26 protein-coding genes are annotated in these 25,752 nt (G+C 49.5%); 11 read left to right on the top strand and 15 right to left on the bottom strand.

Translation table 11 applies throughout. The features are described 5' to 3' along the window. Positions 1–95 precede the first annotated feature (95 nt). Both recG and ACZ5NB_RS19070 read right to left on the bottom strand, forming a co-directional pair. A complete protein-coding gene (gene recG, locus ACZ5NB_RS19075) occupies positions 96–2,186 on the bottom strand; it encodes an ATP-dependent DNA helicase RecG (RefSeq protein WP_460234338.1) in 2,091 nt (696 codons plus the stop codon). Between the two features lie 49 nt (positions 2,187–2,235). Further along, complete coding sequence (locus tag ACZ5NB_RS19070; protein WP_460234337.1) at positions 2,236–3,174, bottom strand: hydrogen peroxide-inducible genes activator; 939 nt, start codon at positions 3,172–3,174, stop codon at positions 2,236–2,238. A 53-nt stretch (positions 3,175–3,227) separates the two neighbouring features. Between ACZ5NB_RS19070 and ACZ5NB_RS19065 the strand changes: the two genes are divergently transcribed. Beyond that, the gene (locus tag ACZ5NB_RS19065) at positions 3,228–4,097 is read left to right on the top strand and encodes an NAD-dependent epimerase/dehydratase family protein (protein WP_460234336.1); all 870 of its coding nucleotides are present in this window, start codon (positions 3,228–3,230) and stop codon (positions 4,095–4,097) included. On the opposite strand, the gene ACZ5NB_RS19060 is transcribed toward ACZ5NB_RS19065, so the two are convergent. The 5 genes from ACZ5NB_RS19060 to ACZ5NB_RS19040 all read right to left on the bottom strand — a co-directional run bounded on the left by ACZ5NB_RS19060 (position 4,094) and on the right by ACZ5NB_RS19040 (position 8,650). Then, positions 4,094–4,477: a RidA family protein gene (locus tag ACZ5NB_RS19060; protein WP_460234335.1), complete on the bottom strand. Its 384-nt coding sequence runs from the start codon at positions 4,475–4,477 to the stop codon at positions 4,094–4,096. The genes ACZ5NB_RS19065 and ACZ5NB_RS19060 overlap by 4 nt on opposite strands. Positions 4,478–4,507: 30 nt before the next feature. Continuing rightward, a complete protein-coding gene (gene spoT, locus ACZ5NB_RS19055) occupies positions 4,508–6,625 on the bottom strand; it encodes a bifunctional GTP diphosphokinase/guanosine-3',5'-bis pyrophosphate 3'-pyrophosphohydrolase (RefSeq protein WP_460234334.1) in 2,118 nt (705 codons plus the stop codon). Between the two features lie 31 nt (positions 6,626–6,656). After that, the gene (gene rpoZ / locus ACZ5NB_RS19050) at positions 6,657–6,908 is read right to left on the bottom strand and encodes a DNA-directed RNA polymerase subunit omega (RefSeq protein WP_460234333.1); all 252 of its coding nucleotides are present in this window, start codon (positions 6,906–6,908) and stop codon (positions 6,657–6,659) included. Positions 6,909–7,138: 230 nt separating this feature from the next. Then, positions 7,139–7,759 carry a guanylate kinase gene (gene gmk / locus ACZ5NB_RS19045; protein WP_460234332.1) on the bottom strand — a complete coding sequence of 207 codons (621 nt, stop codon included), beginning with the start codon at positions 7,757–7,759 and terminating at the stop codon, positions 7,139–7,141. Positions 7,760–7,798: 39 nt separating this feature from the next. Next, complete coding sequence (locus ACZ5NB_RS19040; protein WP_460234330.1) at positions 7,799–8,650, bottom strand: YicC/YloC family endoribonuclease; 852 nt, start codon at positions 8,648–8,650, stop codon at positions 7,799–7,801. A gap of 230 nt (positions 8,651–8,880) precedes the next feature. Here ACZ5NB_RS19040 and rph point away from each other — a divergent pair, with 230 nt between their 5' ends. Further along, on the top strand, positions 8,881–9,603 hold the full coding sequence (gene rph, locus ACZ5NB_RS19035; RefSeq protein WP_460234329.1) for a ribonuclease PH: 723 nt from the start codon (positions 8,881–8,883) through the stop codon (positions 9,601–9,603). Between the two features lie 27 nt (positions 9,604–9,630). On the opposite strand, the gene ACZ5NB_RS19030 is transcribed toward rph, so the two are convergent. Further along, positions 9,631–10,413 (bottom strand): exodeoxyribonuclease III, encoded by a 783-nt coding sequence (locus tag ACZ5NB_RS19030; protein WP_460234328.1) that lies wholly within the window; start codon positions 10,411–10,413, stop codon positions 9,631–9,633. A gap of 152 nt (positions 10,414–10,565) precedes the next feature. Between ACZ5NB_RS19030 and pyrE the strand changes: the two genes are divergently transcribed. After that, positions 10,566–11,207, top strand: a complete 642-nt coding sequence (gene pyrE / locus ACZ5NB_RS19025; RefSeq protein ID WP_460234327.1) for an orotate phosphoribosyltransferase — start codon at positions 10,566–10,568, stop codon at positions 11,205–11,207. A 31-nt stretch (positions 11,208–11,238) separates the two neighbouring features. Further along, a complete protein-coding gene (locus ACZ5NB_RS19020) occupies positions 11,239–11,922 on the top strand; it encodes a hypothetical protein (RefSeq protein WP_464107720.1) in 684 nt (227 codons plus the stop codon). Between the two features lie 96 nt (positions 11,923–12,018). Here the strand turns inward: ACZ5NB_RS19020 and slmA are convergent, their stop codons facing one another. The 4 genes from slmA to coaBC all read right to left on the bottom strand — a co-directional run bounded on the left by slmA (position 12,019) and on the right by coaBC (position 17,445). Further along, a complete protein-coding gene (gene slmA, locus ACZ5NB_RS19015) occupies positions 12,019–12,630 on the bottom strand; it encodes a nucleoid occlusion factor SlmA (protein ID WP_464107719.1) in 612 nt (203 codons plus the stop codon). A gap of 126 nt (positions 12,631–12,756) precedes the next feature. After that, positions 12,757–13,659, bottom strand: a complete 903-nt coding sequence (argB, locus tag ACZ5NB_RS19010; protein ID WP_460234324.1) for an acetylglutamate kinase — start codon at positions 13,657–13,659, stop codon at positions 12,757–12,759. Positions 13,660–13,687: 28 nt separating this feature from the next. Beyond that, on the bottom strand, positions 13,688–16,189 hold the full coding sequence (locus tag ACZ5NB_RS19005; protein WP_460234323.1) for a phosphomannomutase/phosphoglucomutase: 2,502 nt from the start codon (positions 16,187–16,189) through the stop codon (positions 13,688–13,690). Positions 16,190–16,251: 62 nt separating this feature from the next. Then, positions 16,252–17,445, bottom strand: coding sequence for a bifunctional phosphopantothenoylcysteine decarboxylase/phosphopantothenate--cysteine ligase CoaBC (gene coaBC / locus ACZ5NB_RS19000; RefSeq protein WP_460234322.1), 1,194 nt, complete (start codon positions 17,443–17,445; stop codon positions 16,252–16,254). A 238-nt stretch (positions 17,446–17,683) separates the two neighbouring features. On the opposite strand from coaBC, the gene radC reads away from it, so the two are divergent. From radC to rpmG, 3 genes are all read left to right on the top strand, one after another. After that, complete coding sequence (gene radC, locus ACZ5NB_RS18995) at positions 17,684–18,361, top strand: RadC family protein (protein WP_460234321.1); 678 nt, start codon at positions 17,684–17,686, stop codon at positions 18,359–18,361. Positions 18,362–18,597: 236 nt separating this feature from the next. After that, positions 18,598–18,834 carry a 50S ribosomal protein L28 gene (rpmB, locus tag ACZ5NB_RS18990; protein WP_460234320.1) on the top strand — a complete coding sequence of 79 codons (237 nt, stop codon included), beginning with the start codon at positions 18,598–18,600 and terminating at the stop codon, positions 18,832–18,834. A 57-nt stretch (positions 18,835–18,891) separates the two neighbouring features. Then, positions 18,892–19,047, top strand: coding sequence for a 50S ribosomal protein L33 (gene rpmG / locus ACZ5NB_RS18985; RefSeq protein ID WP_460234319.1), 156 nt, complete (start codon positions 18,892–18,894; stop codon positions 19,045–19,047). 59 nt (positions 19,048–19,106) lie between these two features. Here the strand turns inward: rpmG and ACZ5NB_RS18980 are convergent, their stop codons facing one another. After that, positions 19,107–21,080 carry a hydantoinase/oxoprolinase family protein gene (locus ACZ5NB_RS18980; RefSeq protein WP_460234317.1) on the bottom strand — a complete coding sequence of 658 codons (1,974 nt, stop codon included), beginning with the start codon at positions 21,078–21,080 and terminating at the stop codon, positions 19,107–19,109. Between the two features lie 109 nt (positions 21,081–21,189). Here ACZ5NB_RS18980 and mutM point away from each other — a divergent pair, with 109 nt between their 5' ends. Together mutM and ACZ5NB_RS18970 are read left to right on the top strand one after the other, a co-directional pair. Further along, positions 21,190–22,005 carry a bifunctional DNA-formamidopyrimidine glycosylase/DNA-(apurinic or apyrimidinic site) lyase gene (gene mutM / locus ACZ5NB_RS18975; protein WP_460234412.1) on the top strand — a complete coding sequence of 272 codons (816 nt, stop codon included), beginning with the start codon at positions 21,190–21,192 and terminating at the stop codon, positions 22,003–22,005. Positions 22,006–22,210: 205 nt separating this feature from the next. Continuing rightward, positions 22,211–22,549: a hypothetical protein gene (locus tag ACZ5NB_RS18970; RefSeq protein ID WP_460234316.1), complete on the top strand. Its 339-nt coding sequence runs from the start codon at positions 22,211–22,213 to the stop codon at positions 22,547–22,549. Between the two features lie 55 nt (positions 22,550–22,604). Here ACZ5NB_RS18970 and coaD read toward each other — a convergent pair whose 3' ends face one another. Both coaD and rsmD read right to left on the bottom strand, forming a co-directional pair. Then, positions 22,605–23,084 carry a pantetheine-phosphate adenylyltransferase gene (coaD, locus tag ACZ5NB_RS18965; protein ID WP_460234315.1) on the bottom strand — a complete coding sequence of 160 codons (480 nt, stop codon included), beginning with the start codon at positions 23,082–23,084 and terminating at the stop codon, positions 22,605–22,607. A gap of 111 nt (positions 23,085–23,195) precedes the next feature. Then, positions 23,196–23,771, bottom strand: a complete 576-nt coding sequence (gene rsmD / locus ACZ5NB_RS18960; protein ID WP_460234314.1) for a 16S rRNA (guanine(966)-N(2))-methyltransferase RsmD — start codon at positions 23,769–23,771, stop codon at positions 23,196–23,198. A gap of 111 nt (positions 23,772–23,882) precedes the next feature. Here rsmD and ftsY point away from each other — a divergent pair, with 111 nt between their 5' ends. Both ftsY and ftsE read left to right on the top strand, forming a co-directional pair. Beyond that, positions 23,883–25,010: a signal recognition particle-docking protein FtsY gene (gene ftsY, locus ACZ5NB_RS18955; protein ID WP_460234313.1), complete on the top strand. Its 1,128-nt coding sequence runs from the start codon at positions 23,883–23,885 to the stop codon at positions 25,008–25,010. 51 nt (positions 25,011–25,061) lie between these two features. Then, positions 25,062–25,748 (top strand): cell division ATP-binding protein FtsE, encoded by a 687-nt coding sequence (ftsE, locus tag ACZ5NB_RS18950; protein ID WP_460234312.1) that lies wholly within the window; start codon positions 25,062–25,064, stop codon positions 25,746–25,748. The last annotated feature ends 4 nt before the right edge of the window (positions 25,749–25,752 follow it).

The raw sequence follows: 25,752 nt of genomic DNA, 5'->3' as shown, positions 1-25,752 counted from the left end.
AGAGTGTAGTAGAGATAAGCGGCGTGCTAGAAAAAACCGATAGATTTAATGGTTTTGTGACTTAGTTTTTCGGGTTTTGGTTCTGAGATGGAAAGCTATACGCTAGCGTAACGGGCATTACGCCCCAGCCAGCGCTGGCTGATGAGTTGTGCTTGCGGTTGGTGTTGAATCAATGCTGCGGCAGCATGAATATCGTCAAGTAAGTGTGCATCGCGTTGCAGATCGGCAACCTTAAACTGAAGCTCGCCGGTTTGACGAGTACCTAAGACTTCACCGGGCCCGCGAATCTCTAAGTCCCTTTCAGCTATCAGAAAGCCGTCGCTACTTTCGCGCATGACTTGTAAGCGGGATTTGGCCGTTTGCGACAAGGGTGCGCTGTAGAGCAGCACACAGTGGCTCACCGCTGTGCCACGACCGACTCGGCCCCGTAATTGATGCAGCTGTGCGAGCCCGAGCCGCTCGGGGTTTTCGATAATCATTAAACTCGCGTTTGGTACATCGACTCCGACCTCAATCACCGTGGTCGCAACCAAAAGATCCAGTTCCCCTTGTTTAAATTGAGTCATCACGGCTTCTTTCTCTGGTCCTTTAATCCGTCCATGGATAAGGCCAACACGAAGATTGGGTAGTGCCGCTTGCAAGGCTACTGCGCTGGCTTCTGCGGCTTGTGCTTCGAGCACTTCGGATTCTTCAATCAGTGTACATACCCAATAAGCCTGCCGACCCTCTTGGCAGGCCTGGTCGACTCGTGCAACCACTTGATCGCGCCGTTGTTGGCTAATAACTACTGTTTCAACGGGTGTGCGTCCTGGTGGAAGCTCGTCAATTACCGAACAATCAAGATCGGCATAGGCGCTCATGGCGAGCGTGCGAGGTATGGGTGTGGCTGTCATGATCAGTTGATGGGGAAACAGGCCATCACGTCCCTTTTGGCGCAACGCCAAGCGCTGTTGCACGCCGAATCGATGCTGTTCGTCAATTACCATGATGCCGAGATTGTTGAAGACGACATCGTCTTGGATCAGCGCGTGTGTACCGATTACGATTTGCGCTTGGCCATTGGCAATAGCCTCTAATGATGCACGTTTCTCCGCAACCTTTTGTCTTCCCGTTAATGCACAAACTGAAATGTTGAGGGCTTCAAACCAGAGCGAAAAATTAATTCGGTGCTGTTCTGCAAGAATTTCTGTCGGTGCCATGATGGCGGCTTGATATCCATTGCTGACGGCTTGCAATGCGCTGAGTGCGGCGACCAATGTTTTGCCCGATCCTACGTCGCCTTGAACTAGGCGCAGCATCGGTTTACTGCTGCAAATGTCAGCATTGATTTCTTCGAATACGCGCTGCTGCGCGTTGGTTAATGTAAATGGTAATGTGCTGCGGAAATGATGAATTACGTCGCTGTGATATAACAGTTCAGGCGCGCGATGTTGCTGCACTTCGGCGCGCGCTTGGAGCAGTGTTAAATGGTGAGCAAGTAATTCTTCAAATGCTAGCCGCTGCTGATAAGGATGCTCTCCTTCCAGTAGCTGAGACAATGGTGCATCGCTGGGAGGCGCGTGCAAAAATCGTAGAGCGTCTAATAGGCTCACTTGATTGACGTGTTGTCGCAGTGATTCATCAAGTAATTCGGGTAGGTTTTGATCCGATAACAGTGCCAGAGATTGCTGAATTAAATTGCGAAGTCGTGGCTGAGTGATGCCCTCTGTTGCGGGATAGACTGGGGTTAATGATTCTTCTAACGATTCGTTTTGCTCATCAAGCAACTGATATTCTGGGTGATACATTTCTAGCCCGGTGGAACCTCGACGCGTTTCACCAAAACAGCGAATTTTTGTCCCTTCGGTTAAGCGTTGCTTTTGCGCATTTGAAAAATGATAAAAGCGCAAAGACAGACGCCCGGTATCATCGTCGATAACACACAGCATGCTGCGACGCTTACCGAACACGATATCGCAGCCGCGCACTCGTCCTTCGACGACAACATCTTGAAGTGGTTGCAGGGAGCCGAGTGGCGTGACGCGGGTTCGATCTTGATAGCGCGCGGGCAAATGAAATAGACAATCTTGCAGTGTGTATAAGCCTAGCTTTGTCAGTTTAGCGGCTAGGCTCGCGCCAACGCCTTTTAGCTCGGTCACCGGGCGTTCGCTGAGTAAACGATCTTGGTTGGCTTTAATGTTAGTCATTGGTCTGCAATGTCGTAAGTCAGTAACAGGCGGCTTACGATCTATTTATTTACCGGGATGCGTTCAACACATTGTCTAAGGATGGCTTCTGACACTGCTGAATGGCCTCACTGACTTTGTCGATGGCTTTTAAACGTGGGTAGCTTGCGCGCCATGCGAGTGCAACAGTACGGGTTGGTGCCGGGTCGGCGAATGGTCGAACCGTCAACAGGTTTTGCGCGTACTGGTGAGTAATTGCTGCGCTCGCGGGTAGGATGGTGATGCCAAGTCCCGAGACTACCATATGCTTGAGGGTCTCTAGTGAGCTACCTTCGGATGCGGTGCGTACATGATTACCAGAATCCAAGGTGGGTTCTAGTTTTGGGCAGGCGCGTAGTACTTGGTCTCGGAAACAGTGCCCTTCACCCAGTAGCAATACGTTATGAGCGTTCAGGTCATCTGCTTCAATACTTTGTTTAGCCGCTAGGGGATGGTTGTGTGGCATCAGCACCACGAACGGTTCGTCGTACAGGGGCTTAGTGACAACATCCGCCTCAGTAAACGGTAGCGAGACAATAATTGCGTCCAGCTCACCGTTTCGCAATCGATGGCGCAACGTGGCGGTGTAGCTTTCCTCCACGTATAGCGGCATGTCTGGTGCTAAGTGTTGTAGCTCAGGAATAAACTGTGGAAACAGATAAGGGCCGATCGTAAAAATAGCGCCGACTTGCAGCGGGGTATTGAGTTGATCTTTGCCAGAGCTGGCGATGTCTTTAATGGCAGCGGTTTGTTCCAATACCAGTTGCGCCTGCGCTATCACTTTTTCGCCGAGGGGTGTTGGATGAACACGGGATTTGGTGCGCTCAAATATTGGTACACCGAGTTCTTCCTCAAGTTTTTTTACTGCGATACTTAGCGTTGGTTGAGAGACAAAGCAGCGCTCGGCAGCGCGTCCAAAATGCTGCTCTCGTGCCAGAGTGACAATGTAGCGGAGTTCTGTCAGAGTCATATCGCTAATCCAATGTGGGTGTGCTTGATAAATAGAGGCTATTAAGTTTTTCGATGATAACAAATGTTTTAATGATTGGCTGCGGTGATGTTGCAATACGTGTCGCGGCGCAATTAGGAGACGATTTTCAATGTATCGGCGTGCGTCGACACATCGCAGCCCTACCTGCATCGATTAAGGGCATTAGCTGTGACTTAAACAATGGCCTGCCACGCGAGGCGCTGCCGCCGCGAATAGATTACGTGATCATCACGCTAGTACCTGGTGAGCGTTCCGAAAATGGCTATCGCCAAGCTTACGGAGATAATTTGCGGGGCATAATTGCTACGCTGATGTCATTGTCTAGCCGACCCAAGCGAGTATTTTTTGTTTCAAGCACCAGTGTTTATGGTCAGTCTTCAGGTGATTGGGTTGATGAAACATCGGAAACGCTACCGGGCAGCTATGCCGGAGAACATGTCTTAGCGGGAGAGCGGCGTGTGTTATCCAGCGGCTTGCCAACGACGGTGGTACGTTTTTCGGGTATCTATGGGCCTGGGAGAACGCGATTAATTACGCAAGTTCGGGACGGAGACCGTCGCGGTAACGGTTACAGTAATCGTATTCATGCCGATGACGCGGCCGCCGTACTGAGTTATCTGCTGGAGCGAGATAACAGTGACGATAAACTCGATACGTTATATTTGGCCACTGATTGTGAGCCAGTAATGTTGCGCGAGGTGAAAACGTGGTTGGCCGAGCAGATGGCGTTGCCTAGCGAGGCGAACACTTGCGACAAGACGCGTCACGTGCCTGCAGGTGATTATCAACGTGGTAATAAGCGATGTTCAAATGCAAAGTTGTTAGCAGAGGGATTTCAATACCGATACCCAACTTTTCGTGAAGGGTATCGGCAAGTATTGGCTGAAGGTGGGCTGATTTAGATAACTAAAATACCGTCAGCTTCCACTTGGGCGCCTTTCGGGAGTTCTTTTACGCCCACGGCGGCGCGAGCGGGAAAGGGCTCGTCGAAATATTGCGCCATGACTTCATTTACAATCGGGAAGTTGCTGAGGTCAGTCATAAAAATATTGAGCTTCACAATATCCGCTAATGAGCCATCAGCGGCTTCGCATACGGCACTCAAGTTTTTAAATACTTGATGCGCTTGCGCCGCAAAATCGCCCTCCACCATCGTCATAGTTTCTGGGTCCAGTGGGATTTGTCCGGATAAGTACACAGTACTTTGCACTTTAACTGCTTGTGAATAGGTTCCAATGGCTTCGGGGGCCTTATCCGTGTGGATGATGGCTTTGTTTGTCATGTTCAGTCCTTCAAATTAAAAAGGTATGCGTTAATTTTTTGCCCGCGTGATGCGTATAACGGGGCTCATGATGCGAATGCGGCGCATAATGTTAGCGAGGTGAATACGGTTTTTAACACCGAGGCATAGATGAATGACGCTGTTGTGCGCATCGCGTTCGTCCACGGTAATCTGTTCGATGTGGGCGCCCTGCTCTGCAATGCGAGTCGCCAGTGACGCAATAATGCCGCGTTCCGATTCTACTTCAACACGAACATCCACTAAAAACTCACCACTAACGGAGGGAGCCCAATTAACGTGGCTAATTTTTTCAGGGTTGTTACGGCTTTCAGCAATATTGTGACAATGTTCTTGGTGAATGACTAAACCCTTTCCAGCACTAATATGTCCGAGAATAGGATCACCTGGAATGGGTCGACAGCAGCGCGCAAAACTAACTACCATGCCCTCGGTTGAATCGATGGTCAGTGGTGAATAAATATTTGTTGCGGATTCTTCTTCGTCGAGGCCTTTTGGTACCAGCATTTTTGCAATGGCAAATGCTATGCGATTACCTAAACCGATATCTTCAAGAATTTCGTCTAATGACTTTGCGCCGGTTTCTTTAAGCAGTTTGTTAACTTGCTCTTCGGTTAGCTTTTCAATACTGCTACCCGCGTTGGTTAAGGCGCGGTTTAAAATTCGGTGTCCCAACTCTGCCGATTGGTTATGTAGCTGACTTTTCAGGAAGTGGCGAATACCACTGCGTGCCTTACCTGATACGACAAAGTTTAACCAGTTGTGGTTGGGGGTGGCGCTGGGTGAGGTAATAATCTTGACGCGTTGGCCGCTTTCGAGCGTCTGCGACAGTGGCGCTAAGCGGTCGTTAATACGGCACGCGACGCAACGGTTTCCAATATCGGTATGCACTGCATAGGCAAAATCTACAGGAGTAGCACCTGCGGGTAATTCGACGATACGGCCTTTAGGTGTGAACACGTAGACTTCGTCTGGAAAGAGGTCGATTTTGACGTTTTCGATAAATTCCAGCGAATCGCCAGCGTGTTGTTGCATTTCCAACAAGCCCTGCACCCACTGTCTTGCGCGCGCTTGGCTGCCTGCAGCATATTCGTTGTTATTGGCTTTATATAACCAATGAGCGGCAATGCCGCTGTTTGCCATTTCATCCATGTCTTTAGTGCGTATTTGCACTTCGATGGGTACCCCATGCATGCCAACTAAAACAGTGTGCAGGCTTTGATAACCGTTGGCTTTCGGAATGGCGATGTAATCTTTAAATTCGTTAATAACTGGTTTGTATAAATTGTGAATTGCACCAAGTACGCGATAGCAAGTATCAATATCTTCAACGATGATGCGAAACGCATATACGTCCATAATTTCTTTGAAAGATTTTTTCTTGGTGCGCATCTTTTGGTAGATGCTATACAAATGTTTTTCTCGCCCTTGTACTAAGGCGGTAATACCGTAGCGTTCGAGTCGTAATTCGATGGCGTGTTGAATTTTTTCAACTAATTCGTTGCGATTGCCGCGTACCGTTTTTAACGCCGCTTGTAATCTTTTTGCGCGCAGAGGATAGAGTGCCGATAAACCGCGATCTTCGTACTCGATACGCATATCGTTCATGCCGAGGCGGTGCGCAATGGGTGCGTAAATCTCGATTGTTTCTTTTGCGATTCGACGTGCTTTCTCTGGTTTTAATGCGCTGATGGTGCGCATGTTGTGTAAGCGGTCAGCGAGCTTAACCAGTATGACGCGAATATCTTTGGCCATCGCCATGGCCATTTTCTGAAAGTTTTCCGCTTGTTTTTCGGCAGGCGACTCAGACTCAAATTGTGTGAGTTTGCTCACCCCATCAACTAAATTGGCGACGGTACTACCAAACTGCTCTGATAAAGCTCGCTTGCTGACGTCGGTATCTTCGATAACGTCGTGCAGCAGTGCAGCCATCAAGCTTTGATGATCGAGGCGAATGGTTGAGAGTATGTTAGCAACGGCGAGTGGGTGGGTAACGTAGGGTTCGCCACTGCGTCGGAACTGCCCATCGTGGGCTAGCTCGGCGTAGTAATAGGCCCGTCGGACCTGTTCAATTTGTGAGGGTTCCAAATACGATGAGAGGCGATGGCCGAGGGCATCAATGGTTAACAATCTTTCCTCCTACCTCTCATCGTTACCAGGATTATTCAGTTGGGAATTCACCCATCGATGGCGCTTCTTCGATTTCTTCTTCTGGTTCGTTTAGTACTTCGTCAGTGACCAAGCCTTGGCTGATTTCGCGAAGCGCTAATACAGTGGGCTTGTCATTTTCTTCTGGGACCATCGGCTCTTTGCCGCCAACGGCGAGTTGTCGAGCGCGTTTGCTACCAGTGAGTACTAGTTCAAAACGGTTTGCTACGTGATCTAAACAATCTTCTACAGTGATACGTGCCATGATGTCTTCCAGTTGTCTTAAGGGTGCTCAGCCTCTGGTTGGCTTGCTGAAGGCGCCTCGTTGAGGTACCTAGCTGAGCATTACTCATTGTTTCGTTGGGAATCCCGTCGGCTACTGGTGAGTAGCGATGCACCACCCTTAAAACGTGGGTGTTACCTCAGGAAATTCAAGGGGTGTGTTGAATTATGCACCAGATCCAAAGAGCCCGCCAGTTTACGGCTTTGTCTCAGCTAGCTCAATAAGTCAGATAACAATTTTTGGTATTTACGCTGTTGGCTATCGAGGGTCAGTCGTTGGCTCTCGATGATGGCTTTAAATTGGGTAAGTGCGGTGTCGAATTGGTCATTAATGATCAGGAAATCAGCTTCTACGTAATGGCACATTTCTTCCTGCGCTGCCTGCATGCGAGACTCGATCACCTTATTGTCGTCCTGGCCGCGGCTGGTGAGGCGACTGCGTAGAGCGTCTTGTGAGGGTGGTAGGATAAATATTCCCACAGTCTCTGGGATTAGCTTGCGCACTTGCGCGGCGCCTTGCCAGTCAATTTCTAAAATAACATCGGTACCGAGCCCTAAGGTGTTTTCGACCCACTGCTTGGATGTCCCGTAGTAATTGCCAAACACCTGGGCGTGCTCAAGAAAGGCGTTGTCATTTAGCATCTGCGTGAAGTCTTCAACACTGGTGAAATGGTAGTCAATACCGTCTTGCTCCCCCGGACGCATCGGCCGGGTGGTATTGGATACTGATGAGCAGATATCGTTAGTAGACTCGATCAGTGCCTGAACGAGGCTAGTTTTGCCGGCGCCGGAGGGTGCGCTGACGGTATACAAGGTGCCCTGTGTGGATGACATGGATTCTCTACTTCTGGGGTTTCAGGGTAATTCTAGTGGCTATTCAATATTTTGGATCTGCTCGCGCATTTGCTCAATGAGTATTTTTAACTCAATCGCAGTTTGCGTTGTGTCTACTGCGACAGACTTTGATGATAGCGTATTGGCCTCACGATTCAGTTCCTGCATGAGAAAATCCAGGCGTCGACCAATCGGGCTTTTTTGTTTCAAGGTGCGCCGCACTTCGCTGACGTGGGTGATCAGTCGGTCCAGTTCTTCGTCGACATCGGCCTTTTGTGCAAAGATGACCAACTCCTGCTCTAGACGCTCTGGGTTGATATCTTCTTTTATCGCCGCGATACGCTCCGTCAGTTTAGCTCGATGGTTGCTAAGTATGGCGGGAATCAGAGAGCGTACGCCTTCAACCGCGGTATCGATAGCGTCCAAGCGTTGGGTAATGAGGTGGCCCAGCTCTTTGCCTTCGCGCAGACGGAATTCCCCAAGGCTTTTGATGGTGGTGTCGAAAAGCTCAAGCGCGGTGGCATGCAGTTGTTCTTGATCGGTGGTAGCACTATTCACGATACCTGGCCATTGAAGAACCTCAACCGGGTTGGCTGGATTACAGGTGATGGCGGCATCCACTTGTCGCAGGGCGTCGGCGAGATTGCAGAGTAACTCTTCGTTAATTGAAATAGCCTGTGGCTTCGCGGTATTGGTGTGGTAGTACAAAGCGATTTCAACTTTACCGCGGCTCAATGCTTTACGCAGACGCGTTCTCAGCTCCGGTTCAATCGCGCGGAAAATTTCAGGCAGCCGAAAATGAGGCTCTAAAAAGCGGTGGTTGACGCTGCGAATCTCCCAGGTCAGCGTGCCCCAGTCGTAGGTAACTTCTTGGCGGGCAAATCCCGTCATGCTGGCAACCATATAGCCTCACTCTGTTGGTTTAAATTGTTATTGTCTTAAAGGCGCTATCCTACCACAGGCCCAGGAGTGTTTTTTTATCCTGTGCTTCCGATATCGCCGCGATTTTACCGGAGAGGTCTGAGAGCATCAGGTATACTCTGCGGCCACTTACGAATAGAACTCATGGATATGCCGCCAAACGCGAGGAATATCCAGCAAGACGTTTAAGGATTTTTAGCATGCAACGACCCAGTGGGCGACAGCCTAATCAACTCCGCGACATTAACATCACCCGTGGCTACACCAAACACGCAGAAGGTTCGGTATTGGTCGAGTTTGGAGATACCAAAGTTATTTGTACGGCCAGCGTAGAAGCCTCTGTGCCACGGTTTTTGCGCGGCGAAGGTAAAGGTTGGGTGACCGCAGAGTACGGTATGTTGCCTCGCTCTACGGGAAGTCGTATGAATCGAGAAGCAGCTCGCGGTAAGCAAGGCGGAAGAACAGTCGAGATTCAGCGTCTCATTGGCCGTTCATTGCGTGCAGCGATTGATTTGGAAGCACTGGGTGAAAACACGATTACTATCGATTGCGATGTTATCCAGGCCGATGGTGGTACGCGCACTGCGTCTATTACCGGCGCTTGCGTTGCCCTAGCTGATGCCATTGAGGTGATATGTGCGAAAGATTACCGTGTCAGCGGTGACGCGCTTAAGCGCATGGTCGCGTCAGTATCCGTTGGGCTATATGAGGGTGTGCCGGTGTTGGACTTAGATTACCCGGAGGACTCGAATGCCGATACTGACATGAACATTGTGATGGCGGATGACGGTGGCATGATTGAAATCCAGGGAACTGCGGAAGGCGAGCCCTTCACCGAAGCGCAGTTTGGTGAGATGTTGGCGTTGGCAAAACAAGGTATTGCTGAGCTTCACGCGCTGCAGCGCGAAGCACTGGGGAGTTAATTTGATGAGGCGGTTAAACCACCGCCTCTAGAAGGATTCGGGTAACTCCAAGTCGTAATCGATAATCACAGGGAGGTGGCTGGAGAAGGTTTGGGTTTTGTAGATGGTGGCGTACTCCACTTTGTTGCGAAGCGCTTCCGAAGCGATCTGAAAATCAGTGCGCCAGCCGTCTCCGTTACCCATTTCACCACTTGGCCACCAAGAGAACTCGTCCTTGTCAGAATTAACGCGGCGAAAGGCATCAACATAGCCAAGCTCATGGATCAATTGATCCATCCAAAGCCGATCATTTTCTGTGAATCCAGGTGTTTTTTGCTTGTCGTCAGGGTTTTGCACGTCGATCTTTGTCGCGGCTATGCCCCAATTACCGCAAAAGATGAAGTCTCTGCGTTTGCGCGTGATTTTGTGCAGGTGCGCCTGTAAGTCATCAAAAAACTTGGTTTTGATATCGGACGACTCTGGATCATCTGTCACCTGGGGTGCGAGTAGCGACCCAACACTCAGCCTATCAAAATCGATCTGTAAATAACGCCCCTGCATATCGGTACCGGATGAAAAGCCTAACCCATAGATCAGAGCTTTGGGCTGTTCGCGAGTGAAAATGCCTACGCCATAGGCATCGTCAATACCCGAATCGAAGAAATAGCAGTGGTAGCCCTCCATAATATAGGGGGGTTCCTCCAGGACATAAGCCGGCAATCGGCAGTCCTGAAGACAAATTATGTCGGCATCCTGCTGTCCCAACCAGTCATACAAGCCGCGCTCCACGGCTTGCTGTATGCCATCCATACTGAGATTTATTATTCTCATCATCGCCCCTTTATAACGGACTGTGTATCATACCCGGTTTGTGATTATTTGTGAGTATATGGCCGTTAATTCGTTGCGGCTTTAATTTGGTCTAAGACGGCTTCAGGCGGCATTTGCAGAGCCGCCACTTCGGTTCTTTCAAGGTAGTGAGCATGCAATCGTATCAACGTGAATTCATCCGCCTAGCCATAGAGCAACAGGCGCTTCAATTTGGATCTTTTACACTGAAATCGGGTCGTATTAGCCCCTACTTTTTTAACGCAGGACTCTTTAATACGGGTAAAGCCTTAGCTGCCCTGGGAAAATTCTATGCGGCTGCTATCGAAAATGCTGGAACGTCTTTCGATATGCTATTTGGTCCGGCCTACAAAGGTATTCCCTTAGTCTCCACAACAGCGGTGGCGTTATCTGACCAATATGAGCGAGACTATCCTTACGGTTTTAATCGTAAGGAAGCTAAGGATCACGGTGAAGGTGGGACCTTAGTGGGCGCTCCGCTGAAGGGTAGAGTGCTTATTGTAGATGATGTCATCACGGCTGGGACGGCCATTCGTGAGGTGATTGACCTCATTCATCAACACGGCGCTGAACCTGCAGGGGTAGTTATTGGTCTTAATCGACAGGAGCGCGGTAAGGGCCAGTTGTCAGCCATTCAAGAGGTTGAACAGGAATTTTCGATTCCTGTGATCAATATTGCTGCGGTTGACCATATAATTTCGTATCTTGAAGAACAGGCTGACTCCTCCGAGATCGCTGCCAAAGTGAAGGCCTACCGCGAAGAATATGGTGTCTGAACCTCTAGGGTGAAATAAGTTGGATTTGATTATGTTGCACACTGCTGGACACAGCGTCGTAAGAAAACGCGCCCATCGCTGGCCTATTAGATGGTCCATTTTAGCGGCGCTGTGTTGTGTATTTATGGCGAGCGCCAGCCATGCGCAGCAGCGTTATTATCGATATCTCAATGACGAGGGGGTAAAAGTTATTCATAGTACTATTCCTCCCCAGTACGTTAAGAATGGCTACGAAGTCGTAACAGCCTATGGTGAAGTGCTGGAAGTTGTCGCTCCGGCACCCTCTGAAGAAGAGGCGGAAGCTTATGCTGCACAACGAGAGCGAGAGGCACGTTTGGCCGAATGGGATGAATATCTATTGAAGCGCTACAGTACCCCAGACGATATTCGTGCGGCGAAAAAGCGTAAAGTGGGTGACTTTGAGGCGAGCCTGTCTATTCTTCGTGGTAACGCAAACAGTATCCAAGCTCAGATCGAGACGGTACAAGCACGAGCGGCTAACTTCGAACGTCAGGGGCGTAAGGTGCCGGAGGTTATTTTGACAAACCTTTCAGAGCTTCAGGAAGAGTTGGCTGAAACAAATCGTCTTATTGCTATCAGAAAAGAAAATCAACGCTCACTTGAAGAAAAATTCGATAGCGATATTGAACGGTTTAAAATTATTCGCCCAGAAACTGATAAGGCGGCCGATGATCAAACCGCCGCAATGCAGTAGGGAAAGCAATCAAGCAAATAAAAAAGCCGCTGTCACAGCGGCTTTTTTATTTGTGTTCTGATAGCTATTTCGCTATTAAAACGCGGGCGTAGCTGTTTATACAGTGGGCACTTCTTCGCGAGCAAAACCAGTTAACAGTACTGTCCACTGGGCAGACCAGTTTTCCGTTGGTGGGCGTTTAAACTCGCTACGTACAAATTGTGATATTCGACCTTCGGCAGCGGCCATCATTAAATTTGCTGCGGCCGTAACAGATAGGTTTAAACGTAAATCTTCTCGTACCTCGGCTTCTCGTAGTACTTGCTTAATTTGTGTTTCCAGTCGTTCGAAAAACTGCACGATACGTACACGCAGCCGCTCAGTTTCTCCAGCCAGCGCATCGCCCGTAATAATGCGCGAAATACCAGGGTTACGCTCAGCAAAGGTGAGTAATAATAAAAGAATTCGCTCACAACGTTTTAGCGCAGTTGCTTCTTCAGACAGTATTAAATTTATGCGAGAGAAAATCGTTTCTTCTATAAATTCAATCAGCCCTTCAAACATTTTTGATTTGCTGGGGAAATGACGGTATAGCGCTGCTTCGGAGACACCGACTTCTTTGGCTAGCGCGGCGGTAGTGATTCGAGCGCCTGGACAGTTTGAGAGCATATAGGCGAGGCTTTCAAGAATCTGTTGGCGACGGTTTGATTTTTGCGTTGTCTTGCTCATAAAAGTCGTTATTTTTCTAGTGGGTTTGTGAGCCGTTCTAGCGATGTAAATGATTACTCGCTTATCCTAGCGGCTATTCCGTGTGGCATCAATGATTCCGTTAGTTTTATCGATGGCTTGGGCCACTTATTTCGGGCGGTTACTGATTAGCGTGCCGACTCCGGAGTCGGTAAAAACTTCGAGTAATACGGCGTGGGTTACCCGGCCATCGATAATGTGAGCGCTCGTGACACCCATTTTGACAGCGTCCAGTGCACAGTTGATTTTGGGCAACATTCCGCCATAAATAGTGCCGTCTTCGATTAAGTCGTCTACTTGCTTGGGGGTGAGCCCGGTAAGGGTCTCGCCAGCTTTATCTTGCAACCCTGCCACGTTGGTCAGCAGAATCAATTTTTCTGCTTGCAGTACTTCGGCAATTTTCCCAGCAACGAGGTCTGCGTTGATGTTGTAGGACTCCCCTTCGGCGCCGACCCCTATTGGTGCAATGACGGGTATAAAATCTGAATTAATCAAGGTATCGATAACCTGGCGATTGATCGACTCAACTTCTCCGACGTGTCCGATGTCGATAATTTCAGTGGTTTGAATCTGTGGAGAGCTGCGCGTAACTTTGAGTTTGCGTGCGCGAATTAACGATCCGTCTTTACCCGTAATGCCTAGCGCTTGCCCACCATTGCGATTAATGAGGTTAACGATTTGTTTGTTGACGGCAGCACCCAGCACCATTTCAACCACGTCCATCGTTTCGCTATCGGTTACCCGCATGCCATCAATAAATTCAGATTGAATATTTAATCGCTCTAGGAGCTGACCTATTTGTGGGCCGCCACCGTGAACCACGATGGGATTCATGCCAACGGTTTTCATTAGCACAATATCGCGGGCGAAACTGTTTTGGAGGTCTTCATCGATCATGGCGTTGCCGCCATACTTCACGACCACAGTTTTTCCGGTAAAGCGTTGAATATAGGGCAGCGCTTCAGTTAGGACTTCAGCGACCTTGAGGGCGTTTTCGCGATCAAGTGACATGTATTTTTATCCAAATAAATAAGTAAAGTTAATACGGTATTTTTAATGCTGGGTCGATAGCCAGCAATGCTTGTTTAAAACGTTGTTGAATATCTTGTAGCGCCTCTTCAGACTCCCCTTCAAACCGCAATGTAATAGCCGGTGAGGTATTTGATGCGCGAGCCAAGCCCCAGCCGGAAGCATAATCGACGCGTAAGCCGTCGATCGTGGTTAGCTTGCCCTCTTTAAAGCTAGGGTCAGCGATGAGTTTCTGAATGAGTTTGAATTTCCTATCTTCCGCGACAGAGACTTTAATTTCTGGTGTTGCCGGTAACGCGGGAAAGGCTTCGAAAATTTCGTCAAGGCTTTGCTCTCGCAAACTCATGATTTCCATAATGCGGGCAGCTGCATAAATGCCGTCATCGAAACCGTACCAGCGTTCCTTGATAAAGATATGGCCTGATAATTCTCCACCAAGCAGCGCGCCAGTTTCGCGCATTTTTGCTTTCATATGTGAGTGGCCGGTTTTCCACATAACGGGTCGTCCACCGTAGCTAGTGATGACGCTGGTTAAATCGCGGCTACATTTTACGTCAAATAGTACATCGGCACCTGGGTTGCGCGAGACAATATCTTTGGCGAGGAGCATTAATAAGCGATCCGCTGCAATAATTTGTCCGGTTGCGGTGACAACCCCAACGCGATCACCGTCACCGTCCAGTGCGACACCCAGATCCGCGCCAACCTCTTGTACTTTTTGCACCAAGTCTTGCAAATTAGCATAAACCGATGGGTCGGCTTCATGATTGGGGAAGGTGCCATCGACTTGACAATAAAGCGGCACAACTTCGCAGCCGATTTCGTCGAATACTCTGGGTGCTAGCTCACCGGCAACACCATTGCCTGCGTCTACAACAACTTTTAAGTCACCAGCGAGAGCAACATCGGAAAAAATACGCTCAACATATTGGAATGACAGGTCCGAGAAATCTTCTCTTCCTGTACCGGTTTTGAAACTTTCTTGAAGAATGCGAGTGCGTAACGCGAGTATACGGTCACCAGCGAGGGTTTCGTTGTTTACCACAATTTTGAACCCATTATATTCTGCTGGATTGTGGCTGGCGGTAACAACGACACCGCTATTAGTACTATCTAACTCATTAATTGCATAGTAAACGACAGGGGTAGGTACCATGCCAATATTAATGACGTTGCACCCCGTTGATAAAATACCTTCGATTAACTGTTCAGACACATCTGGGCTGTGAGTGCGGCCATCTCGGCCAACCACAATAGCGTTATCGCCTGAATCTAAAACTTCGCTACCAATAGCACGGCCGATCGCAACAACGTTTGCGGGAGGCAAATGGGTTTTGACGATTCCGCGAATATCATAGGCTCGGAAAATCTCGCTAGAAATACCTTCGTCTTCGTCATCGCTGAGTACATCAGCGATATCTAGTGGGTCTTCTTCATCTTTTGTGTTAACCAAGCTTGCGTCTTCATCTCTTATCTCCACCTCGGCTAGTTTTTTGCTGCGGTGCAGGGGATCAATAAAGGACGTCTCAGAGCGGGCTTCTTCAGATGCGCGTTGCGCCGCTTGAAGTTGTTCGGCTTTCGCCATGGCTTTGCGGCTGAATATATTAGCTGCCAAGTAGGCGGCAAGTAATGATGCGAGCAGAGTCAGTGCTACGCCCGAGAAAACTGGCATTGGACTTACATTAATGTGCCGAGCCATGTTGTTGGAGGGGGTGAAAACAACCTCCCAATAGCTATTTTCAACTTTTACCGTTTGTGTTTCACCGGCATTACCTTGGCCAAACTGTACCAGAGGTTGTGGTTTGCCTGTGTCGAATACTTGCTGCAATAAAATTCGGCCCTGTGACTCATTGTCGTCATTTAGCTTCGACATCATCTCACCCGCGTCGAGAGTGACAAACAGAGATGCCTTTACCCCAAAATTAACTAAGCGTTCGTTCTCAGTTGTTTCCGGCTTCGAGTAAGGTACTGGGCGAGCTAGAGCGAGTTGCCACGCGCCATTGTATTGAGATGCTTCTGGAAAGACAGGCTCGCGTTTTTCGGCGCGGTTTATCATGTCAATTTCTGCGAAACGGATGGGGGGGGTTGCGTTCGGTTCGAGACTGGCGCTGCCGTAGGGAAACAAACGCAGGGTTGTAATTTGTGGCTCTTGATTGCGCAGTAAATCTGCTAAACGATTAAACGTTTCTTGCGCATTGTCCTCAGCAGCGGACACCAGTAGTTCTTGGTCAGCAAACTGTTGAAATGTTTTTTCTAAATTGCGTAAGTAGCGGGCAATTGTAGATGCTTTAGATGTGGCATGTTCTTGGGCGAGTTTATTGAGGCGGTTTTTCTCTACTTGAATAACATAGGTGTCGTAAGCCCAGTAGCCTCCAGCTCCATTAATTAAAACGGCAACAAGCACAAAGACTGCAAATAATTTGGCCCAGGCACTCAGTGGTTTGCGGGATGTTTTATCTTCTGTTTTAGGGTTGTCTTTTGGCGCCGCCTGCTTTTTGGTGTTCTTTAGCACCCTGAATTCCTTATGCGTTAATGGGGCTTGTTGGTTAAATTAGTTAAACAAGCCCATAAAATTTAAACGTGTTCTGAAATTTTTGCGATAATCAGTCGAGCAAGTTGCTGCTTGCTTTGCTGATCGATAACCTCTTCGCGATTAGGCCAAATCAACGTTACGGCATTCTCATCACTATTGAACCCAATGTTTGGGTTCGATACGTCATTAGCGATGATGAGCTTTAGGCCTTTACGCGCCAGCTTGTCTCGACCGTTTTGTAAAACATTTTCCGTTTCTGCACAAAACCCGACAACAAATGGCACCTTGGTGGTGGCAGAAATGCTAGCAACGATATCGGGGTTTTTAACCAACTCAATTCGCGTTGTGTCTTCTTTGCCTTTTTTGATCTTTTGCTCGGCAGTGACTGCTGGCCGATAATCGGCGACCGCGGCTGAGGCTATAAATATATCGCACTGGTCGCTTTCGGTAAGGCTTGCTTGGTGCATCTCTTCGGCACTGGTAACGGATACAAAGTTACAGCGCGCTGGTTGAGGAAGGTTTGTCGGGCCGCTAATGAGTGTCGTATATGCGCCTGCTTCCATTGCTGCCGTTGCGAGTGCGTAGCCCATTTTGCCAGAACTGTGATTGCTAATGTATCGCACTGGATCGATCGCTTCACGAGTTGGTCCCGCAGTAATGACCACCCGTTTCCCTGCAAGTGCCCCGGTGTTAAATAAATCCGCACAGCGCTTTGCAATGTCAGTAGGCTCTAGCATCCGCCCTTCTCCGACATCACCGCAGGCTTGGCTGCCACTTGCTGGGCCTAGTTGTTTGATGCCGCGCTTCGACAGTAACGCAATATTATCTTGGGTGGCCGAGTTGGCCCACATGGCTTGGTTCATGGCTGGTGCAACGGCCATAACGGCACTGGTGGCGAGACAAAGTGTGGTGAGAAGGTCATCGCCCTCACCATTGGCTAGGCGAGCAATAAAGTCAGCTGTCGCTGGTGCAACCACAATCAGGTCCGCCCACTTGGCCAGCTCGATGTGCCCCATTGCGGCTTCAGCGTCGCTATCCAATAGATCCAGGTGGACTGGATTACCTGATAAAGCCTGCAGAGTTAAAGGCGTGATAAATGCTTGAGCTCCTTCTGTCATGACCACACGCACGCGAGCCCCTTCATCTTGAAGGCGGCGAACAAGTTCGGCGCTTTTATAGGCAGCGATACCGCCGGTAATCCCAACGATAACCTGTTTGTTGACTAGCGAGCTCATACTAACCCTGCAGTGCCCCAAGGGCTGGCGATACACGTTAAAAAACGTCTGTAAAAAGAGGTGGGATACGATAACAGCTTTAACAATTATTGCTAGCCAGGGTCCGACCTGCGGCCACTGCTCTGGCCGAAATTGGTATTGGGCGCTGGTCAAGTTATGGCAAATTATCAATAATGGGGGGTATCGAGCGCCGGATGCGCTTGCAAATTACTCCTCAAATACAGGACAAGGAATGTTTATGTCGATCATTAATTGGCCGGCCGAAGAACGGCCGCGCGAAAAGCTTCTCTTATCGGGCCCTTCAGCGCTCACCGACTCTGAATTACTGGCGATCTTTCTTCGTACAGGTGTTGCTGGCAAGTCGGCTGTCGATCTTGCTCGCGAATTAATTACTGAGTTTGGAGGCTTGCGCCCTCTGTTAGAGGCTAGTCAGCAAAGTTTCTGCGCCGGTCACGGCTTGGGCCTGGCCAAATATGCTCAATTGCAAGCGGTCATGGAGATGGCGCGCCGTCACCTGTCGGAGGCGCTTGCGCAGCGGGATGTGCTGAGTTCCGCTCGTACAGCAAAGCAGTTTGTTAGTGCTCAGTTGAGGCATAAGACGCAAGAGGTTTTCGCTGTGCTGTTTTTGGATACCAGGCATCAACTTCTGCGTTACGAAGAGCTATTTTTCGGCACCATTGACGGTGCCAGCGTTTATCCTCGCGAGGTAGTTAAAAAGGCCTTGAGTTACAATGCCGCTGCAGTGATTTTAAGTCACAACCACCCCTCGGGTATCGCTGAGCCAAGTCAGGCGGACATGAGAATCACTGAGCGATTGCAGAGTGCACTTGAGTTGGTCGACATTAGAGTGCTCGACCACCTCATCGTCGGCGCTGGCGAGGTGACATCGTTGATGGAGCAAGGGTTGATGGTTTAGATTTAGGGCTGCGAATATTGTCCAAAATTAAGGCGAAAAGGTGAATTTTGTTGCACTTCAAATGTTGTTTTGGTATAAAGCCCGGCTCTTTGCGGCAGTAGCCAAATCTTGGTTAAGCGAACGTTGTCTTGCGCATAGTTCCAGCCGCCGAATTTCACAGAATACAGCCTGTGTGAGTCGCCAAGTGGTGACTTGGTGCGACGCTGTAACGTTCACATCTAAATTGAGGCAGGACGATGTCTAGAGTATGTCAGGTCACCGGAAAAGCGCCGATGACTGGAAACAACGTATCACACGCAAAAAACCACACCCGCCGTCGTTTTTTGCCAAACCTTCATACCCATCGCTTTTGGGTTGAATCTGAGAAGCGCTACGTAAAATTGCAGGTTTCTGCAAAAGGTATGCGTGTCATTGATAAGCTCGGAATTGATCAAGTTTTGGCCGATCTCCGTGCTCGCGGCGAAAAAGTTTAATCGCCATTTCTTGAGGCAAAAGCCTAGAGACGAAAGCGATCCACGAGGAGAAAACAAATGCGTGATAAAATTCGATTAAATTCCAGCGCTGGTACTGGTCACTTTTACACCACGACCAAAAATAAGCGCACCATGCCTGGTAAAATGGAAATCAAAAAGTTCGACCCCGTTGTACGTAAGCACGTGGTCTACAAAGAAGGCAAAATTAAATAAGCGTCTTCAAGCTGATTGATAAAAACCCGCTACGGCGGGTTTTTTTGTGCCTGTAGTATCTAAATGTACTTTTCAAGAAGTAAATTGCCGTAGGCGTCTACGTCGACCTGCCAACTTTCCGCTACCAGTGTGGTGGAAACAGTTTCGCAGATGAGTAGCGGGCCCTTCAGACGATCATTTTTGTAGAGCTCTGCTCGATTGACGACTGGAACGTTTCCAAGCCCGAACAACTCAACGAGATCCTGCTTTAGCGGCTTGTCAGTGGGTCGTTCCCCGAGCTGTGGTAGAGCTAAATTGTTTGCAGGGCTATAAATCCGTTGCCGCAAGTTGACCACTTCGATGGGTTCATCAAGGCAGTGCCCGTAGAGTTCGGCGTGCCGTTGATGGAAGTCGCTCTCACTTTGGCGAAGAGTCGTGTATGGAATGGCAATCGTATAGCTTTGGCCAACATAGCGCAGGTCTAAGCTGGGCTGCTGCTGGATATCCTGTCTATTCACCCCTTCTGCTAGTAACTCATTTCGCCCTGAAGTCGCGAGCTTGTTTAAGGCTTGGGTAATGTCGTCGTCTTTTAATTCAGCTAACGGCGCTTGGTGGGTTTGAGAGAGTTGACGCTCGCGCGGTGCGACCAACATCCCCAGGGCTGACAACACGCCGCCAAATTGCGGGACTAGTGCTTTTCGCATGTTGAGTTGCTCGGCAAGCGCACAAACATGTAGCCCACCTGCACCACCAAAGCAGCAAAGTCGAAAATGCATTGGGTCGTAACCGCGCTGAACGGAGATAACCCTTAATGCTCTTGCCATGTGTTCGTTAGCGATTGCTAGCACGCCAGAAGCCGCTTCGTAACGATCTACTCCCAGAGCCCCAGCCAGCACGTCCATCGCCTGGTTGGCCGCGTTAAGATCTAGGTGGATGGCACCGCCAAGAAAATTATCCGGTCTTAGTCGGCCGAGTATTGCGTTGGCGTCAGTAACGGTCACTTGCTTACCGCCTTGGCCGTAACACGCTGGGCCAGGGCTGGCTCCGGCAGATTCTGGCCCAACGTGCAGTAGACCGCCTTGGTCAACACTCGCCAACGATCCGCCGCCAGCGCCGATGGTGTGCATGTCTACCATGGGAACGGCAACCGGGTAAGGGCCAATTCGTCCTTCATTGGTGATGTTTAGCTCGCCTTGAATAAGTGCCACGTCCGTCGAGGTGCCGCCCATATCAAAGGTAAGTAGGTCTTCTTTGCTGCAGAGGTCTCTAACGAACTTTGCTGCGGCAAGGCCACCTGCTGGGCCAGAAAGGAGGAGGTTTACGGCTCGCTGGCTTGCCTGCTGAGCGCTAATGGTGCCTCCGCTCGACTGCATGATGGTTAGTGGCGAAGGCTCAATGGCGGTGGCTAGACGAGAGAGATAGCGCTCCATCAATGGGCCTAAGTAGCTGTTTAGCCAGGTAGCGATACCGCGTTCATATTCTTTGTACTCTGGCAGGATCTCGGACGAGCAACTGACAAAATAGGTATCGTCTAGCGCCTTGGCGATCGTCCGTTCATCGTCGCCATTGATGTATGAAAAAAGCATATTAATGGCAATGGCATCAGGTTTTAGAGAATCTACCTGGTTTGTAAGTGCTTGCAAACTTTCTTCTGTGAGTGATTGTAATGAATCGCCATGCTTGTCCCTGCGGCAATCAACTTCTAGGCAGAGCTCTTTCGCTACAGGTGGAGAGGTTGGCACGGGTTGAAGGTTGTACAGTTCGCGACGTGTTTGACGCCCTATTGTTAACATATCCTTGAAGCCCGTGTTGGTGATAAACACCGTTCGAACCCCTTTACCTTCCAGTGCTGCATTGGTTGCGACGGTTGAACCATGAATAACCGTCAGTTCGCCCCGTGAAATGGATGCGAGTAGATTGAGTTCTTGAATACCTTGAAGGATTGCTTTTTCCGGCGCCTCTGGTGTTGATAGTACTTTGTGGATCTCAACATTGCCTCCTCGATAGAGAACAAAATCGGTAAATGTCCCACCGGTGTCTACACCCAATAACATCAATCACTCTCTGTATTTTGTTGTATGGAAAAATGCGCTAGTTTACCCAGCCGCTCGAATCTCTGCGATCCATGGTTCGATTTATTTGTTGTTATGGAGGGTTATCCCATTGCCGGAATTACCTGAGGTCGAAACGACCCGTAGAGGAATAGCGCCACACTTGGAGAAGCAACGCATTGTTAATGTTGTTGTTCGCCAACCGAAACTACGCTGGCCTATTCCCCGAAATCTAAAGAGCTGTCTTTTAGATAATACTATTTCTAGGGTTCATAGGCGTGGTAAGTATTTACTTATTGTCGTTGGCCGCGGCCATCTCATGATGCATCTAGGAATGTCGGGTAGCCTCCGCGTCTTGCCGATAGGCAGCAAACCTGAAAAGCATGATCATCTCGATATTGAGCTGAGCTCTGGGCATTTGTTGCGCTATACCGATCCGCGTCGATTTGGTTCTGTGCTGTGGGTGACGGGTGATCCTTACCAGCACGAACTGTTGCGCGATTTAGGCCCAGAGCCGTTAACTGACGATTTTACAGGTGAGTATCTTTTTTCGCGCAGTCGTAAGCGTAGAGTCCCCATTAAGCAACTGATAATGGATAGCAAGGTGGTCGTCGGCGTTGGGAATATTTACGCCAATGAAGCCTTGTTTATGTCGGGTATTCGGCCACGTCGCAGCGCTGGGCGATTAACTCGCCAGCAAAGTGATGTGTTAGCAGCTAATATCAAACAAGTACTGGGGAATGCCATTCAGCAGGGCGGTACGACTCTGCGAGATTTTACTAATAGCGAGGGCAAGCCGGGCTATTTTTCCCAATCTTTGTCGGTCTATGGTCGAGGCGGCGAAGCTTGTTTGCAGTGCCAAACGGTGCTGAAAGAAGTGCGATTAGGGCAACGCTCTACAGTGTATTGCCCAAGCTGTCAGCACTGACCTTTAAAAGGTGTTAATCTTCTTGAAGCTTTTGCTCTAAACTATTGATACCCTAAAACATTCCGTTGAGTCAGCAAAACGGAAGAAGTGAGAGTTCTGCGGTAGTAAAAGCCGTTTAACTGTGTCATAAAGCAGCTAAATCACACGCTGTGACCGCTACGTTCATCGCAAACGTGCGGTGTGCCCAAGTAAGAGGAGACTTATTGTGGCCCGGAAAACCCCATTATCCCTTAAGGCAATGGTCCTAGTATTGAGCCTTTCTTTGTGCCAGTGGGCATTTGCGCAACAACCTGCCGGATCTACCAGTCAGGTTCGTGAAGACCCGAGTATGCTGGCAATGAGCGCGGATTTGGTTGTGGTACGCCCAGTGATGTTCGGTGTTACGGTGATTGGTTCGGCTATATGGCTTGTCGCACTGCCTTTTACTGCTGCAAGTGGCAGTATAAAGCAGTCCGGTAGCACGCTTGTCGTTGGGCCCGCCAAAAATACCTTCGTTCGTTGCTTGGGTTGTACAACAGCGGGTTATGTCAACGAGACGGAATAACGCTTTTCCGTCCCTAGGGGGCGCTATGAGTATGCGCCCCGTTCTCATCAGGTCGTTAGCTAGAAAACTTTTCCATCAGAGCCTTCTCGACGAGCTTCGGTACGAAGTTTCCGACATCCCCGCCCAGTGAGCCGATTTCTCGCACTAACGAAGACGAGATGTAAGATAAGTGCTCGGATGGCGTCAAAAACAAGCTTTCCATTTCTGGCCTTAGGGCGCGATTCATATTCGCTAACTGAAATTCATATTCAAAATCAGAAACCGCTCGCAGTCCGCGTACCACTCCATGCGCATTCTGTTGCTCAACAAAATCGGCGAGCAGTACATCGAATCCGACAACTTCAACATTATCGATATGGGCAAGCACTTTTTGCGACATGTCGACTCGTTCTTCCAGGGTAAATAGCGGGTTTTTACGTTTACTTGAAGCGATGGCAACAACAACGTGGTCGAACAAACGCGCTGCGCGTTCAACTAAGTCAACATGGCCATTGGTAATGGGATCGAATGTCCCGGGATAAACCACTTTACGCATAATAGGGTTCCGCTACAGAAAAATGAGTGGGCTGTCGTAAACCGGCGCGATAGTAAACAATTTAGGCGCTAACTACAAAAATAGACAATGAGAGGCTGAAGTTTTCATTGTCTACGTTTGATAGAGTGCATAGCGAACGTCTCCAGACTGTTTGTTGCGCAGATTTTGCCAGCCCTTTGGCGCATTGATTATGTGGTTGCGCGGTGATTCCACATACACCAGCGCGCCAGGATTTAGGCAGCCGCTAGCGTCGAGACTACTCAAGACCGTGTCGTGAAGGTGATCCGCAAAAGGTGGGTCGACAAAAACGATATCGAATTGAGGTAGATGGGTAGTCGCAAGCCAAGATAGAGCATCCGCTTGGCAGATCTCGATTGCCTCGCGAGCGTTCAATGTCTCTCGGTGTTGGCGAAGCTTGTCGACGCAAGCGCGATCTTTTTCGATGAGCACGGCTCTGGCAGCCCCCTGAGACACAGCCTCAATACCGAGTGCTCCGGAACCTGCGAAGAGATCTGCCACGTTGGCGTCATGCAGGTCTGGGCGGAGCCAATTGAATAAGGTTTCGCGAATTCTATCCCCTGTGGGTCTTAACCCGGTAGAATCTAGAAAATCCAGCTTTCTCCCGCGCCATTTACCACCGATAATACGCAACTGGTTTTTGCCCCGATGCTGGCCACCTGTTTTCACCCTGACTCCCACTTATCTGCTGGTGCTTAACAGGCCGCATTGTGCCTAGCCGTATTGGAGAAAGCTATGCAAACGGCAAGGAATTGATGTTCAACATAGGAAAGTAATTTGATGTTCTTTCGACGCAAAAAAAAGTCGGAGCCAACGGAGAGTGCAACCACTGCAACTCAAGATGCTTCAACCGCTGTAGGTGATAGCCCGTCAGACCAACCAAGCGATCCAGAAACTCCGCTGGTCGCCGAGGCGGCCTCCGCACCGAACACTGAATCAGAGCAAGCAGCTCATACGCAAAACGAAGCAACGGACGACAAAAAGGAGTCCGTCTTTGCCCGGATCAAGCGAGGCCTATCGCGCACCACCAACCAGCTAGGCGATGGTATTGGCAATTTGGTGCTGGGAAAGAAAGAGATCGATGATGAGTTACTTGAAGATATCGAAAGCCAGTTGCTGATGGCCGATGTCGGGGTCGATGCGACCACTAAAATTATCGATGATCTTACCCAGCGCGTGGCGCGAAAGCAGCTCGCTGATGGCGATGCACTTTTCAAGGCGTTGCGCGAGAGTCTGACAGATATGTTGAAGGTGGTAGAAGCGCCTCTAGTGATTGATACCAGTAAGCAGCCGTTTGTGGTTTTAGTTGTTGGGGTGAATGGTGTTGGTAAAACTACCACTATCGGCAAACTGGCTAAGCGATTCCAGAACCAAGGTCACAGCGTCATGCTGGCGGCGGGTGATACCTTTAGGGCGGCTGCCGTTGAGCAACTGAAGGTATGGGGAGAGCGTAATGACGTTCCCGTGGTGGCGCAGGCAACAGGGTCTGATAGCGCATCGGTCATTTTTGATGCGGTGCAAAGTGCACAAGCTCGCAATATAGACATTGTTATTGCTGATACAGCAGGACGACTACACAACAAGAGCCACTTAATGGACGAGCTCAGTAAAGTGCGACGTGTAATGGCGAAGCTTGACGATTCAGCACCCCATGAAACCTTGTTGGTGTTGGATGCAGGTACCGGCCAGAATGCACTAAGTCAGGCAGAGCAATTTAATCAAGCTGTCGGCGTGACAGGTATCGCGCTAACTAAGCTTGATGGAACCGCTAAGGGTGGTGTGGTATTCGCACTAAGTGAGAAGTTTGCGCTGCCCGTGCGTTACATCGGTGTTGGAGAGGCCATTGATGATCTTCAGCCCTTTGCAGCTGATGCTTTCGCAGAGGCGGTTTTCTCGCAGGGTTCTTAGAGGCCGATCAACTAACTATAAGATTAATTAGCCATAATATAACGTCGCGCTATGATTCGTTTTGACAATGTAAGTAAACGCTACTCTGGGGGCAAAGATGCGCTAAGTAATCTGAGCTTTGAGGTGCCCACAGGAGAAATGGTATTCCTCACCGGGCATTCTGGCGCAGGCAAAAGTACTTTGCTAAAACTGATAATGTTAATGGAGCGCCCAACACGAGGTCAGGTATTCGTCAATCAACAAAACCTCAATCGTGTGCGTCGCTCTCAAATTGCGCATCACCGCCGCCAAGTCGGAGTGGTATTCCAAAACCACCAGCTGTTATTTGATCGCAGTGTATTTGATAACGTCGCTCTGCCCCTTCTTATTGCCGGTTATCAACCTCGAGAGCTGGCACGGCGAGTGAGAGCGGCACTGGATAAAGTAGGTTTGCTGGACAAAGAGCGGAAAAACCCTATCGAGCTTTCCGGTGGCGAGCAGCAGCGCGTGGGAATCGCGAGAGCCGTGGTTAATAAGCCCCGTTTTCTCCTAGCTGATGAGCCGACAGGAAACCTAGACCCGGCGCTGTCTGCCGATATTATGCGCTTGTTTCAACAGTTCAATGCGGTAGGCGTGACAGTATTGATCGCCAGTCATGACCTGGCTCTCATTGAGCGGCTGCGTCGACCGGTTATTACCTTGGCTGATGGTCAATTAGCGCACGATGGAGTTAAGGCGCGTGAAGCCCCTGTTGTATAAATTC

It is taken from the genome of Aurantivibrio plasticivorans (assembly GCF_055392955.1).
Note: the sequence above shows the minus strand (reverse complement) of the source record. Positions and strands in the feature narration are given on the sequence as shown.